Below are 13,423 nucleotides of genomic sequence, written 5' to 3' on the forward strand. Positions count from 1 at the left end.
CCCACGGAAGCCTTGTAGGCCAGACGGGCTTGCGCGATCGGCAAGGTGTAGATGGGCGGGAAGTTGGCGCGCTTGACGTTGTCGAGCAAAGCCTTGGTCAGCGCAGAAAAGCGCGCTGCATGCGGGTTAGGGGTGTCGTCAGCCATGTTCTTGTCTCCGTACAGCAATCGGTCTTTTGTGAGTCACCAATCTAGCAGGCTATGGGCAGCAGGCGCCCTTGCCGCCGGCCCATCAAGGCGCCGTGACGCGGATTTCCAGTTGCTCGGACTGGCTGTCGTCCAGATCGCGGGTAGACAGGCTGCCCGACTGGCGCCGTTGCACCTGCCCACCGCTGCGCGCCACCACCACCCACTCGCCCAGGGACACGCTCAAGGTACTGCCCACCTCGATGCGGCGCGTCTGGCCATCCGGATCGAGCTGGCCACCGTAAGTGCCCCCCATACCGCCCGAGCCACTGAGCTGCGCGGGTTGCCGCGCCTGCGCTTCGATCTCCACCGTCACAGGCGCACGCCCACCGGGCCAGCGCGGCCGCACATTCAGCCCCTGCCCAATGTCGATCCACACGGTTTGCGGCACCACATTGACCGGATAGTTGGCGCCAGACGCGCCCCCTTGCTGCGCAGCCGGGCCATAAGAGCCCAACGAGCCGCCCGCCGAGGCGCTGCCCGACCAGGCCCATTGCCACACCGTGTAGGGCTGGCTGCGGCCCACATACAGTTTCGCCCGGCCCCCGTTGAGCACCTGCACCTGCTGCACGGTGTTGTCTTGCGACTCGGTCTGGTAGCTTTCGGTGCCGATGCTGGTGCGCCCGACCACGCCACCACGGCTGTCCACGATGATCTGGCCGGTGCGCACCCCCACGTTGCTTTGCTGCGTCTGGCCCTGGCCACTCATGCGCCATGCCACGATCAGATTGCGCTGCGGCAACCCGTCGTCACGCGGGCCCGCCCAACTAACCGGAACGGTCATGGCCAGCAAGCCTGACAAAAAGAGGGTTTTTTCAACACATGGGATTTTCATCGTGACATCCTTCACGCCAAGGCGTGCATCACTAAGGGCGCAACAGCAGGCACAGCGTGCCCTATTTCCATCGCTCGAAAAATATCCGATCGGCGATGCTCAAGTCATGCCCGAAAGGGTCGATATGCGAACAATCTGCCACAAACCCACGGCGATCAGGCCGGGGATGACGGGCAGACCGTCCTGGCTTTAATCGAGATGGAGGCTGGCAAACATGCAGCTCGAAGCACTGTTCAAGCAACCCCAGGCCCTTCCGGCCGTCCCCAAGATCGTCCACGAGCTGATTGACAGCTTCAACAGTGACGACGTGTCGATCGACGAGATCGCCAAGAAACTGGCGGCCGATCCGGTGCTGTCCGCGCGCTTGCTGCGCCTGGCCAACTCGGCTTACTACCATGTCTCACGCAGCGTGGGCACCGTCAACGACGCCTTGTCGATGCTGGGCTTCGTGACCGTGCGCACCCTGGTGATCAGCTCGGGCCTGACCGGCGGCTACAAATCCATGCCCGGCATGGACCTGTCGCAGTTCTGGCGCTACAGCCTGCATACCGCCGCCGTGGCTGGCTGGCTGGCCAAGAAAACCGGCGTCAACGGTGACCAGGCTTTCACGGTTGGCCTGATGCACGCCATCGGCCAATTGGTGATGCACGCCGCCATGCCCGAGCAAATGCTGCACTTGGACAAGCTGGCCTCGCCGATGGACCCTCGTCGCATCGACATGGAAAGCACCTCCTTTGGCTACAGCTTTGCCCAGGTCGGTGCCGAGCTGGCCCGCCAATGGCGCTTCCCCGTCACCTTCGGTGATGCGATCAGCAAGTTCCCCAACCCACTGGCCGAGCCCTTCGACCCCGTGGCTGGCGTGATCCACCTGGCCGTGTGGCGTGCCCGCGCCGAGCACAACCAGTTGAGCGAAGAAGAACTGGCCGGCACCATCCCCGCCGATGTCTGCAAGAAGCTGGGCCTCAAGCCCGACGACATCCTCAAGGGCATGCCGCCTTTGAGCGAGTTGTGCGAAGGCCTGGAAGCCATGCTGGGCTGATCTACAAGCCCGCCCCTGTCAAATCGACAGGGGATCCACATCCACCGCCCAGCGGATCAAACCGCTGCGGCGGTTTTGTTTTGCCAGCTCCAGCCAGACGGCCTGGCTTTGCGACAGAAAGCGCTGCAAGGCCGGCCGCATGGGCGACTCGATCATCAACTGCGCGCGCTCCACATTGGCCACGCGCTGCACCGGTGTGGGCACGGGCGGGTACAGGGTGATGCCACCGATGTCATCGGCCAGATGCTGCACAGCCTGCACGGCGGCGTGGAGGAACTCCTGCGCGGCCTGCTGGGTCTTGCCTTCGGCGCGCAGCATGGCCAGGCTGGCATAGGGCGGCAGGCCCGCCATCTCGCGCTCCTTGAGCTGCTGCGCGGCGAAATCGGCATAGTCGTAGCTGCGCAAGGTCTGATACAGCGGATGCATGGGGTGCCAGGTCTGCACCCACATCTCGCTGTGCCCGGCCACATCGGCATCACGCCCGGCCCGGCCGGCTGCCTGCAGCAGCAGCGCAAACTGGCGCTCGGCGGCGCGAAAGTCGCTGGCGAACAAGGCTGAATCAGGGTTCACGGCGGCCACGAGCGTGATGCGCCGGAAATCGTGCCCCTTGGCCACCATCTGCGTGCCCACCAGCACATCAACCTCGCCCGCATGCACATCGGCCAGACGCTCTTCCAGCGCGCCTTTGTGCTTGGTCACATCGGCATCGATGCGGCCCAGGCGAGCTTGCGGCAGGGCTTCGGCCAGTTGCTCTTCCAAACGCTCGGTGCCCCGGCCCACGGGGTGGATGTCGGTATTGCCGCAATCGGGGCAAGCGCGTGGTACCCGCTCGGTGAAGCCGCAATGGTGGCAACGCAAGGTGCGATCGACCTTGTGGAACACGCGCCAGGCGCTGCAATGCGGGCAGCCGCTTTTCCAGCCGCAATCACTGCAATGCAGCACGGGCGCATAACCCCGGCGGTTGAGCAGCACCAGGCTCTGCTCGCCCTGCTCAACGCGCTGCGCGATGGCATCGAGCAGCTCACGCGCCACGGGCGGCGGCTCCTGCCCACGAAGCTGTTTGGGCGAGCGCGACAGATCCAGGATGCGCACGCGCGGCATGTCGCCATCACCCACGCGGGCCGGCATGGCCAGTCGCACATAGCGCCCCGTGCCGCCTTCGGCTTCCGGCAGGGCGTTGAACCAGCTCTCCAGACTCGGGGTGGCCGAACCCAGGATCACGGGCACCTTCTCCAGGCGAGCACGGTACACAGCCAAATCACGGGCGGAGTAGCGCGCACCGTCTTGCTGCTTGTAGCTGGGGTCGTGCTCTTCGTCGACCACGATCAGGCCCAGGCGCGGCAGCGGCGTGAACACCGACAAGCGCGTGCCCAAAATCAGATCCGCATGGCCATAGTGCGCCATCAACCAGTTGCGCAAACGCTGAGCCGGCGTGAGCGCGCTGTGCAGCGACACGATGCGCCGCCCGGCGAAACGCTCGGCCACACGGGCTTCCAGCTGCGGCGTGAGGTTGATCTCGGGCACCATCATCAGCACCTGCTTGCCATCATCCAGCGCACGTTGCGCCTGCCTCAGATAGACCTCGGTCTTGCCACTGCCGGTGCTGCCCCACAGCAGATAGGGCTTGTCACCCGGTTCGGCCAGTTGGGCCAGGGCGGCCTGCTGCTGCGCGGTCAGTTCAGGCAACACGCTCGGATCGGTCACCGAGGGCTCGGTCATGGCCTTGTTCAGGCGCTTGAGCCTGCGCCCCCACTGGATGGCATCGAGCTGACGCAATTCGGGTGGCAACACCATCAAGGCCATCTCGCCCAGGCTGCGCTGGTAATAACCGGCTGCGAACTTCACAAGCTGGCGCCAGGCATCCGGCAAGGGCGGCAGGCCATCAAGCACCTCCAGCACCGCCTTGAGGCTGGCCTTATCCACCACCTCGGCCTGATCCCCTGAACCAGCGCTACCTGTGCTGGACCACACGACCCCCGTCACCACCCGGCGCCCCAGCGGCACGCGCACCAGCATCCCCAGCGGCAGCGGCTGGGCGCAGAGGTAGTCCAGCGCCCCCCACAGGCCACTGTGTTGAGGTGCCTCAACCACGACGCCGATTCGGCAGGTGGCAGCAGGTGCGTCAGGCATGCAGTCGTGTCTCCAAAATTCTTACGAGGGTATGAACAGAAAGGGCCAAGTGCTTGATTAGACAGGGCCTAACCCTTATCCACGGGGTCTGTGGATAACTTTGTGGGAAAGCTTTGTAAAGCAGCGCTAAATGCTTGTCAGACGGTGGTTTGAGTCAGATTGCCTCAAGATGAGGCAATTGTGGGCTTCCTATATGAATCAATAACTTAGCGCGAAGTGTCGTGCAAACGACCGTTGTGCATAACTTGCCCCATCCGTGTGCACCCGCTCCCGGTTTTATGGGGATAAGTGTGGTATCGCTTGTCAAATTAAAGGGTATTCCCTAGTTGCTCAATGCCTTACACGGTTTGTCAGATGTCGTGACATTGTTCACGAATCGCCGCCGCGGTCATGACCCATTTTTCGCGCGATTTGGCCGCTAACGCCAACGGCGTCAGGAAAACGGAAACGAACGTTTGAACTTGTTGCCAGTAGTCAAAGTGCCCCGCCAACACCCTGCGCTAAGTGCTTGATTTTACTAGCGCCAGATTTGTCCACGCTTTCTGTGGATAACTTTGTGGGAAACCTCTGCACATGCGCGCTAACTGCTTGTCAGGCGGGGGTTTCTCCTGATCTGCACCATCTAAAGGCACGGTAATTTTTTCTTTATGAATCAACAACTTACAACGCATGCCCGTGCGCTGCACAGATGTCGTCCAACATGGCAGATCACGCCATTCTCGTTCGCCCTTTTTTGGGGATAAGTGAGCCGGGCTAGCACAAAAATTGGCCGCATCCAGCGGGGCAATGGCCGGTAATTTGTGTTAACGCAAGCGTCAGTCACGGCATGGGTGGGGCCACACCCTTGTCTTAGGGAGATGAAAATCCCCTGCGGGCCACAAACACCCGTTTGAAGCGAGTTATGCTTGAGGATGCACCCCAAGGCAGGTCGCCTCCAGACGTGCTGGGTGCGTTTTTCTGTAAACCCATCATCCTTAGAGAGACATCCATGAGCTTCTCGATCGAATCCAAACTCGGCGACCTGCTGGACAACGAAACCACCAAGGCCATCCTGGAAAAGCACCTGCCAGGCATCTCGAGCCATCCGCAAATCGCCATGGGCAAGGGCTTCGCCCTGTCGATGGTGGCCAAGTTCTCCGGTGGCCTGATCACCGAAGACCTGCTGAAGAAGGTTGGCGACGAACTGGCCGCTCTGGGCTGATCGTTCCTCGATCCCCAAACAAAAAAGCCTCCTGAATCAGGAGGCTTTTTTCATGGTCAAACGTCATGTAGAAAGGGCCCTCAGGCCCATTCAGACGCTCACCAGTTTTCAGTTGGTTGGCTGCAATCCGAAGCCGCTGGATTCACATCGCAGCGAATGCGCTTGATGATCTTCAAGCCCTTCTTGTCGTAGAAGCCCTTCTCAGCCATGTCGATACGGCCGTCGCGCATCAGGTTGATGTAGCGCTCTGCGTCTGCTGGCGAAGGGTCCAGCCAGAACTTGGCAGGGATCGTGGCATCAGCGCGCTTGATCAGCTCGACCACGTTGTCGAAACGACCTGCCCACACTTCACGCGACTTCTGCCCGAAGCCTTCGGGGAACTTGTCGCGCTTGAGGATCATCTGGTAGGTCAGGATGGTCAGCGGGAAGCGATGGACCGCGCCCTTGGTGCCCATGCCCTTGTGCAGCTCAAGCGGCTTGTAGGCGATGGAAGGCGCCATCACCACGTCCACGTTGCCGTTGTTGAACATGGTGCCGAAGTTGGTCACGTCAGCAGCCACGGGGCGGGCGCCCACGCGCTGGATCAGTTGGGACTGCGCCTTGTCGTAGTCGAAAGCGGCCACGCGCTTGCCACTGGCGGCTTCCAGGTTGCTGATCTGGCGGTCATTCACGAACGCGTAGGCGGCGCCCAGGGGCACGATGCCACCCACTTCATACTGGCCTTGCACCATCAGGGGGGCCGCCTTGGGGCTGGAGAAGGTCTGGATGGTCTTGCGCACGACTTCCAGGCTGGCGGCCATATCGAGCTTGCCATTCTTGACCACGGTGGACGCACCCACGGAGTCCAGCGCAGCCGTCAAGGAATTGAAGGAATGCGTGCGCAGGGCGGTGGCCATCACGGCATCGCACTGGCCGGTACGGAAGTCTTCCACGCCGACGCGTTCGTCAACATAGACCTTGAGTTCCATGTCGCCGCCGTACTTCTGCATTTCGATGGCGTAGTCCTTGGCGGCGTTGTAGCCATCACCACCTGTGCCCAGAATGTCGAACACGCACACACGTTGCTTGGCGGCCTGCGCCAGGGGGCTGACCATCACGATGGCCGCCAGGGCGGCCCACTGCCATCTCTTGCTCACTGAGAATCTCCTGAAGTGGCGCGCCTCGCGCCGGGTCTGAACGGGGCGCATTGTGAAGCACTTTCAGTCAGTTCAAGCAAGCAGATGTGTCTGGTCGGGGCATTTCCGGATCCCGCCGGAACTCAGGCCGCCATCGAGTGCGAATCGGCGTCGCCTTGCGTCCCTTGTGTTCCTTGCGCACGACTGGGGTCCTGCGGCAATTCAGCCAACGTGTGTCCGGTGTGGCGCATGAGCACCGCATGCAGGTCCTCGCGCCGGAACGGTTTCCCCAGGTAGTCGTTCATGCCGGCATCGACACAACGCTGGCGCTCCCCAGGGAAAATGTTGGCGGTCAGCGCCACGATCGGAACGGCAGCCAGGCCCAGGCTGCGCTCTTGCTCACGGATCAGGCGTGCCGCTTCAAAGCCATCCATGACGGGCAATTGGCAATCCATCAAGACCAGATGGGCCGATTGCCGCGCCAGCCAGTCAATGGCCTTGCGGCCGTCGTCCACCACCTGCACATCGGCGCCGATCTGGCGCAGCGCGGCCTCGGCCACCAGGGCGTTGATCGGGTTGTCCTCCACAAGCAGCACGGTACAGGCGGCAGTCAAGGCGGCGCGGCGCTGTGGCCGGCGCGTGGCGGGCCGCTCGCTGCTTGGGGGCAGACTCAGGATGCACTCGAAGGTAGAGCCCACGCCCTTTTCACTGCGGCAACGCAGATCCCCGCCCATGGCGCGGCAGAGTTCGCGCGAAATGGTCAGGCCCAGTCCGGTGCCGCCATGGCGTTTGCCCAAGCCATTTTCGACCTGATGGAAGGCATCGAAGATGTACTGCTGCTTGTCCTCGGGGATGCCCACACCCGTGTCCTGCACCATGAAAGACACGCGCTGCCCCTCCATGAGTTGCACATACAGCGTGACGTGTCCCTGCTCTGTGAACTTGATGGCGTTGCCCAGCAGGTTGTGCAGCACCTGGCGTAACCGCATGGCGTCACCGATCACCGGGTAGCCCTCTGGCAATTCCGTGCGCAGGCGCAGATGCAGGCCCTTGCGGTTGGCCGTCACGGTGGAGACGCCCGCCACTTCGTCGATCAGCAAGCTCAGATCGAAACAAGCTTGTTCGATGTGCACATGGCCGGCCTCGATCTTGGACACGTCCAGCACGTCGTTGATCACGGTGAGCAGGTGATCGCCCGAACGCTCCAGCAGCTCCAGGCGGCGCAAGGCCACCGGGCGCACTTCATCGTCATGCAGCAGGCGGCTCAAGCCCAGGATCCCGTGCAATGGCGTGCGCATCTCGTGGCTCATGGAAGCCAGGAAACGACTCTTGGCCTCGCTGTGGTGCTGTGCCAGCGCCAGGGCCTGCTCGCGTTCACCCAGAATGCGCTCGTGCTCGAAGCGCAGGGTCAGCAGCTCGAACAGCCGCACATAGGCGCGATGGGTTTCGAGCAGCAACAAAAGCGTGAAGGCTGTCAGGCTGACCGCGCCAAACACGCCATAAGAATCATGCCGCGTGAGGCTGTAGGCCGCGCAGGGCAGCAACATGGCCAGCACGTGAGTGGCCGTGGCCCGCACGTCCGCATGCAGGATGAAGGCCGAGAGCCCCCCGACACCCAGGATGGCCGTGAGCGTGATGGCGGTCAGATCCAGCCGATCAACCGGCACCAGCCACCACCAGGCCGCCCCCCACAAGATGCCATCGACCAGCACCAGGGCCAGGAAGCTGCCGTACCAGATCGGATTGGTGTGGTCCTTGCGCTGCAGATACAACCTGGCTTGCACCACGCGGCACGCCACCACCACCGTGCGCAGCGCAAACCAGGTCCACACCTTGATCGGGTCGATCTGCTCGTGCAGCAACCAACCCAACACCATGGCAAAACCGACGGCCATGACCATCACGGCCGGCACGTGCTGGCACAGCATCTGAACGCGTGCGCGCCGGATCTGGGCGCGCAAGTCTGCCCGGTCCGGGTTTTGGCCGGCTGCGCGATCTGCTGCGTTGAACAAACGTGTCGCCGACATGAGGCTGCTCTTGAAATGGAGCAGGCAGTATCGATCAGCGTTCGATGGACAAGGCTATGGGTTTGCGATTGATCAAAGGCGCCAAACCCGCTTTTTCATCCTTGAAGCCAGCATGAGCGTCTGGCTCTCAGCGGCTTTGCCCTGGGTTTATACCGAGACTGTCACAGTCGGCCAATGCAGTTTGGCGCACCGCACTGGCATTGCAGGCGCCCTGCGTGGTGGGTGCTGCCGTAGCGGGCCGTCAGTTCCTCGCCCTGGGCAATGTCGCGCAAGGCATAAAAGGCCACACGGCCTTGCTGCACCTTGAGAACCATGTTCGGATCACAGGAATGGTTGGCGAAGCGCAGAGGGTCGGTGGAATGGGTGGCATCGACGGCGCGCTTGTCGGAAATGGCGACCATGAAGATGCGACCGGTGCGGCGCTCGGCTTCGCGGGCCCGCTCACGTGCGGTACGCATGTCGACGAACTCGCCTCGGATCTCGCCAATCTTGCGCCGATCAGGGATGGGCTCGCCGGCGAAGGCGCCTTGGCCATCGATCTGGCTGGGGCCAACCGTGACCTTGAACTTCTGTGGATCGGCAGGGCGACCCTTGAGCGCGGACTGCACGCCTGAAGCGGCATCTGATCCGGTCATCGCCGGTCCCGTTGGCATCGCAGGGGAAACGGGATCGGGAGCAGCAAGGGGGCGCAAGGTCGGCATCGCCCGAGTATCGCTCAAGCCCGCCGGACCGACGAATGGCCAGAACCGGTATCGACTCAGTATCAAGTGCACAGGCGCGGAACTAGGGATGGCCAGGCCCAGCCCTGCTGTGGCCAGATTCGGCTCCGATACATGACCCAAATCAGGAGTACACCCATGTTTGCACGCTCAGCCTTTACAGCGCCGGGATGGCGCACAGGCCTCACGCATCTTGCCGCCGTGTTGACCCTGTCAATCTCCAGCACTGCCTATGCAGCCAACTACAGCGGCCCACTGACGGTATCGCTGCTGGCGCCCGGCGGCATCACCAGCGATGGCGTGAACATCGACCCCACCCCGCTCGACCTGCCGCAACAACTGGCGCCCAACGGGCAGATTCTGCCTGGTGATGGCGGCGCGATTGGTGGCTTCATGCTCTCGGCCGAATTCATCAAGAACATCGGCACCAGCTTCCAGGTCCGTGTAGCAGAGGGCGCCAGCAACGGCACCACGGGCTACCTGGGCTCGGGCAGTCAACATGCGCGGTACCAATTCGATGGCCTGAACATCAGCGGCTTTGCCATCACCGGCCTGACTTACTCGCTCAAGGACAACTTCCTGACAACCGGCACCAGCGGTGCCAGCAACGAAGCCGCACTGATCACCGGGCAGGTGGTCAAGCTGCTGTCGCCCAACAGCTTTGAAGTCAATCTGGACCAGATCAAGTTCCGCGATCGCGGCCTGGGCGAATCCAACAACTTCGTGGATTTCCGCATCGATGTGGTGACCGCGGCGGTGCCCGAGCCCTCGACCGCCATGCTCGCCTTGCTGGGCCTGAGTGTGCTGGCGCTGAGCCTGCGCACCCGCCAACGCTGAAGAAAGGTTGCCGACATGTCTGAACCCTTCCTGGGCGAAATCCGCCCGACTGCGTTTGCCTTCGCGCCCAAAGGCTGGGCGCTGTGCAATGGGCAATTGCTGGCGATCGCGCAGAACCAGGCCTTGTTCGCCATCCTGGGCACGACCTACGGCGGCGATGGGCGCACCAACTTCGCCCTGCCTGATCTGCGCGGCCGCAGCCCCGCCCACACCAGCAACACCTTGCCATTGGGTGCGCGGGTGGGCGAAGAAGCCCACACCTTGACGGTCAACGAAATCCCGCCGCATGGCCACGGCCTGCAAGGCAGCACTGATCTGGCCAACAACGCATCGCCCGCAGGCAACCTGCCTGCAGCCAAAGGGCGTGGCGGCAAGGACATCTATGCCGCAGGTGGCTCGCCCTTGCAAGCCATGAGCCCTCAGGCCGTGGCACCCGCAGGCAACAGCCAGCCGCACAACAACATGCAGCCTTATCTGGCCCTCAACTTCATCATCGCGATGCAGGGCATCTTCCCCTCGCGCAACTGAGCCCGGAGACACCATGGCAGAACCCTTTGTTGGCGAAATCCGCCTGTTTGCGGGCAACTTCGCGCCCAATGGCTGGGCCTTGTGCGACGGCAGTTTGCTGTCGATTGCCCAGAACGACGTCCTCTTCAACCTGATCGGCACCACCTATGGCGGCGACGGGCAGAACACCTTTGCCCTGCCCGATCTGCGAGGCCGCGTGCCGGTGCACCAGGGCCAGGGCCCCGGCCTGAGCCCTTATGCGATCGGCCAGGCAGCGGGCACGGAGCAGGTCACCCTGATCGCACAGCAGTTGCCCAGCCACACCCATGTGCTCAATGCCACAACGGCTGACGCCACGGTAGGCGCAGGCGTTGCGGGCAACCTGACCGGCAAGGCCGCCACCACCTCGCTGTATGGCAACACGCCCGGCGGCGGCGCCCTGGCTGCGCAAGCCCTGACGGCCAGCGGTGGCAGCCAGCCTCACAACAACATGGCCCCCTTCCTGGGCCTGAACTTCATCATTTCCTTGTTCGGCATCTTCCCGTCGCAAGGCTGAAAGGACACCTGATGAGCGATCCCTTCATCGGCGAGATCCGCCTGTTCACCGGCAACTTCGCGCCCACAGGCTGGGCTTTGTGCAACGGGCAATTGCTGCCCATCGCGCAGAACACGGCGTTGTTCTCCATCCTCGGCACGACCTACGGCGGCGATGGCCGCAGCAACTTCGCCCTGCCCAATCTGCAAGCGCGCATGCCGCTGGGCGCGGGCAATGGTCCCGGGCTGACGCCACGCAGCCTGGGTGAAACCGACGGCGAGAGCACGCACACCCTGAGCACAACCGAGATGCCGCAGCACAACCACGCGGTGCAAAGTGCAGCAGCACCAGACAGCACCCAGCCCGGCCCACAAGCCCTGTGGGCGCACAGCAGCGACAACGCCTCGCTGTACCACGCCCCCACCAATCTCGCCGCCATGGCCACAACCGCCGTGCAAGCCAACGGCGCGGGCTGGGCGCACAACAACCAGTCGCCAGCCCTGGCGCTGAGCTTCATCATCGCCATGCAGGGCATCTTCCCGCCCCGCTCGTGATGATGCGCTTGTGCCAGCCCAAACTGATCATGCGCCTGCCAGCCACGCTGACAGGGGCCTGGCAGTGCACTCTGGCTGGCACAGGTGATCAGGCCTTCTTGCGCGAGGTGTTTGCCAGCACCAAAAGCATCGAGTTGCATCTGTTGGGGCCGGACGCCGGCACGCGTGATGCATTCATCCAGATGCAGATGCTGGCGCAGCGCCGCTCAATCGCCTTGCACTACCCCGCCGCCATCGAACTCATCATTCGCCACCATGGCCAGCCGACTGGCCGCTTGTGGCTGCACGAAGACCACGACGGCCTGCGCGTGGTGGACATCACCATCCTGCCGGCCTTTCAGCACATGGGCGGCGCCCGAGCCTGCCTGCACGCCTTGCTGAATCTGACGGACGCCGATGGCGTGCCCGTGCACCTGCATGTGCTGCAAGACAACCCGGTTCGCCACTGGTATGCAGAGCTAGGCTTCGAGATCACCTCCGTGTCCAGCCTGTATCAGGCCATGACACGCATCCCCACTGTCGAGGAGCATCAACATGAACAAACGTGACTTCATCGTGCAAGGTGGCAGCGCCTTGCTGGGCAGCAGCACTTTGGGCTCGGCCTGGGCTGCTGGCGCGACCACGGTCGCAGCCTCATCAACCACATCAGAAAGCCTTACCCCCGCAGCCACCACCGCACAAGCAAGCTGGGACGCCTTGCTGGGCCAGGCCTTCACGGGGCAGACCACACTGGGCCGCTCCGTAGCGCTGACCTTGCACAAGGTGAGCGGCAAGGCCACAGGCACCAGCGCCAGCATGGAACAGTTCACCGTGTCATTTCAAGGGCCCAGGGCCTTGCCACTGAAGACGGGCTCGCATCAGCTCACCCATCCACAGACTGGCACGGTGCGGCTGTATCTGGAGGCTGTGCATCAAGGTGAGCACATGCTCTACGACGCCCACTTCAGCCTGCTGGCTTGAGCGATACGGAGAGATCGATCATGAAAGGGGTATTCGTGAGATGCTCCACCCATGACGTCTTGCCCACCCTGGATCATTCACTGCGACGGCAGCGCCGAGCCCAACCCGGGCCGCATGGGCATGGGTGCCGTGATCACCGCACCCGATGGCGCCAGGCAAACACTCTCATTGACCAGCAGCGAGCGAGGGTGCAACAACGAAGCCGAATTGCGCGCCTTGATGGCGGCCTTGCACGCGCTTGATGCAGACAAGGTACCCGCTCTGCACATCTACAGCGACAACAGCGTGCTGGTGGCCCAACTCGATGGCCACCGCCTACAGCCCCCTGTGGCCAGACTGGCCGGCTTGTTCGATGAAACAAGGGGTTTGCTGGCCACGTTCGACCAGGTCATGCTGAGCTGGATCCCGCGCCACCGCAATGGCGAGGCTGATGCGCTGGCCCGTGCAGCCATTGGCTTGCCGCCTAAAGTCACGACGAAACCAGTTCAAGGCGCCAGCGCACGCTTGAAAAAGCGCAAGCGTAGCGGCTGAACAGCCTCAGGGTAGCGCCTGCCCGTTCAGTCACAGAGCGGGCTGAGCGGATGCGGCCCGTTCAGGCCGGCAACAAGCCATCGGCCTTCAACAGGCTTTCCAGGCACTGCTCCTGGATGCCGTAGAAGGCCTTGATGTCCTTGATCTGGCCGATGACCTCGTCGTTCGACTTGGCCCTGGCGCGCTTGACCGCCAGGATCATCTTGTTCTTGTTGGTGTGCTCCAGCGAGATGAACTCGAAGACCTGG

Annotated in this window: 14 protein-coding genes and 1 pseudogene; 9 read left to right on the top strand and 6 right to left on the bottom strand. The window is 62.9% G+C overall.

The genetic code is table 11. From position 1 onward, the window contains the following. Positions 1 to 231 precede the first annotated feature (231 nt). On the bottom strand, positions 232 to 969 hold the full coding sequence (locus tag EPO09_RS07285) for a hypothetical protein (RefSeq protein WP_290641675.1): 738 nt from the start codon (positions 967 to 969) through the stop codon (positions 232 to 234). Positions 970 to 1,234: 265 nt separating this feature from the next. Here EPO09_RS07285 and EPO09_RS07290 point away from each other — a divergent pair, with 265 nt between their 5' ends. Beyond that, a complete protein-coding gene (locus EPO09_RS07290; RefSeq protein WP_290641676.1) occupies positions 1,235 to 2,059 on the top strand; it encodes an HDOD domain-containing protein in 825 nt (274 codons plus the stop codon). Positions 2,060 to 2,077: 18 nt separating this feature from the next. Here EPO09_RS07290 and priA read toward each other — a convergent pair whose 3' ends face one another. Continuing rightward, positions 2,078 to 4,189: a primosomal protein N' gene (priA, locus tag EPO09_RS07295; protein ID WP_290641678.1), complete on the bottom strand. Its 2,112-nt coding sequence runs from the start codon at positions 4,187 to 4,189 to the stop codon at positions 2,078 to 2,080. A 988-nt stretch (positions 4,190 to 5,177) separates the two neighbouring features. Between priA and EPO09_RS07300 the strand changes: the two genes are divergently transcribed. Continuing rightward, positions 5,178 to 5,390 (top strand): hypothetical protein, encoded by a 213-nt coding sequence (locus tag EPO09_RS07300; RefSeq protein ID WP_290641680.1) that lies wholly within the window; start codon positions 5,178 to 5,180, stop codon positions 5,388 to 5,390. Between the two features lie 98 nt (positions 5,391 to 5,488). On the opposite strand, the gene EPO09_RS07305 is transcribed toward EPO09_RS07300, so the two are convergent. The 3 genes from EPO09_RS07305 to EPO09_RS07315 form a co-directional block, all read right to left on the bottom strand. After that, entirely contained in the window at positions 5,489 to 6,526 is a 1,038-nt protein-coding gene (locus EPO09_RS07305; RefSeq protein ID WP_290641682.1) for a putative solute-binding protein, read from the bottom strand. Between the two features lie 122 nt (positions 6,527 to 6,648). Then, entirely contained in the window at positions 6,649 to 8,532 is a 1,884-nt protein-coding gene (locus EPO09_RS07310) for an ATP-binding protein (RefSeq protein WP_290641684.1), read from the bottom strand. 161 nt (positions 8,533 to 8,693) lie between these two features. Beyond that, complete coding sequence (locus EPO09_RS07315) at positions 8,694 to 9,167, bottom strand: SET domain-containing protein-lysine N-methyltransferase (RefSeq protein ID WP_290641686.1); 474 nt, start codon at positions 9,165 to 9,167, stop codon at positions 8,694 to 8,696. A gap of 222 nt (positions 9,168 to 9,389) precedes the next feature. Between EPO09_RS07315 and EPO09_RS07320 the strand changes: the two genes are divergently transcribed. From EPO09_RS07320 to EPO09_RS07350, 7 genes are read left to right on the top strand one after another with little or no spacing between them, the layout of a single operon-like run. Next, on the top strand, positions 9,390 to 10,088 hold the full coding sequence (locus EPO09_RS07320; RefSeq protein WP_290641688.1) for a PEP-CTERM sorting domain-containing protein: 699 nt from the start codon (positions 9,390 to 9,392) through the stop codon (positions 10,086 to 10,088). 15 nt (positions 10,089 to 10,103) lie between these two features. Beyond that, positions 10,104 to 10,616, top strand: a complete 513-nt coding sequence (locus EPO09_RS07325; protein WP_290641690.1) for a phage tail protein — start codon at positions 10,104 to 10,106, stop codon at positions 10,614 to 10,616. Positions 10,617 to 10,629: 13 nt separating this feature from the next. After that, positions 10,630 to 11,151: a phage tail protein gene (locus EPO09_RS07330; protein WP_290641692.1), complete on the top strand. Its 522-nt coding sequence runs from the start codon at positions 10,630 to 10,632 to the stop codon at positions 11,149 to 11,151. 11 nt (positions 11,152 to 11,162) lie between these two features. Further along, positions 11,163 to 11,684, top strand: coding sequence for a phage tail protein (locus tag EPO09_RS07335; RefSeq protein WP_290641694.1), 522 nt, complete (start codon positions 11,163 to 11,165; stop codon positions 11,682 to 11,684). Between the two features lie 29 nt (positions 11,685 to 11,713). Beyond that, complete coding sequence (locus tag EPO09_RS07340) at positions 11,714 to 12,232, top strand: N-acetyltransferase (protein ID WP_290641696.1); 519 nt, start codon at positions 11,714 to 11,716, stop codon at positions 12,230 to 12,232. After that, a complete protein-coding gene (locus EPO09_RS07345; protein WP_290641698.1) occupies positions 12,219 to 12,644 on the top strand; it encodes a hypothetical protein in 426 nt (141 codons plus the stop codon). Before EPO09_RS07340 ends, EPO09_RS07345 begins: the two co-directional genes overlap by 14 nt. A gap of 51 nt (positions 12,645 to 12,695) precedes the next feature. Continuing rightward, positions 12,696 to 13,175: a ribonuclease HI family protein gene (locus EPO09_RS07350; protein ID WP_290641700.1), complete on the top strand. Its 480-nt coding sequence runs from the start codon at positions 12,696 to 12,698 to the stop codon at positions 13,173 to 13,175. A gap of 61 nt (positions 13,176 to 13,236) precedes the next feature. Here EPO09_RS07350 and EPO09_RS07355 read toward each other — a convergent pair. Then, positions 13,237 to 13,423 (bottom strand): annotated as a pseudogene (locus EPO09_RS07355) (methyltransferase); the annotation flags it as partial.

Source organism: Aquabacterium sp. (assembly GCF_004297345.1).
In the GTDB taxonomy this organism is placed as follows: Bacteria; Pseudomonadota; Gammaproteobacteria; order Burkholderiales; family Burkholderiaceae_C; genus Aquabacterium.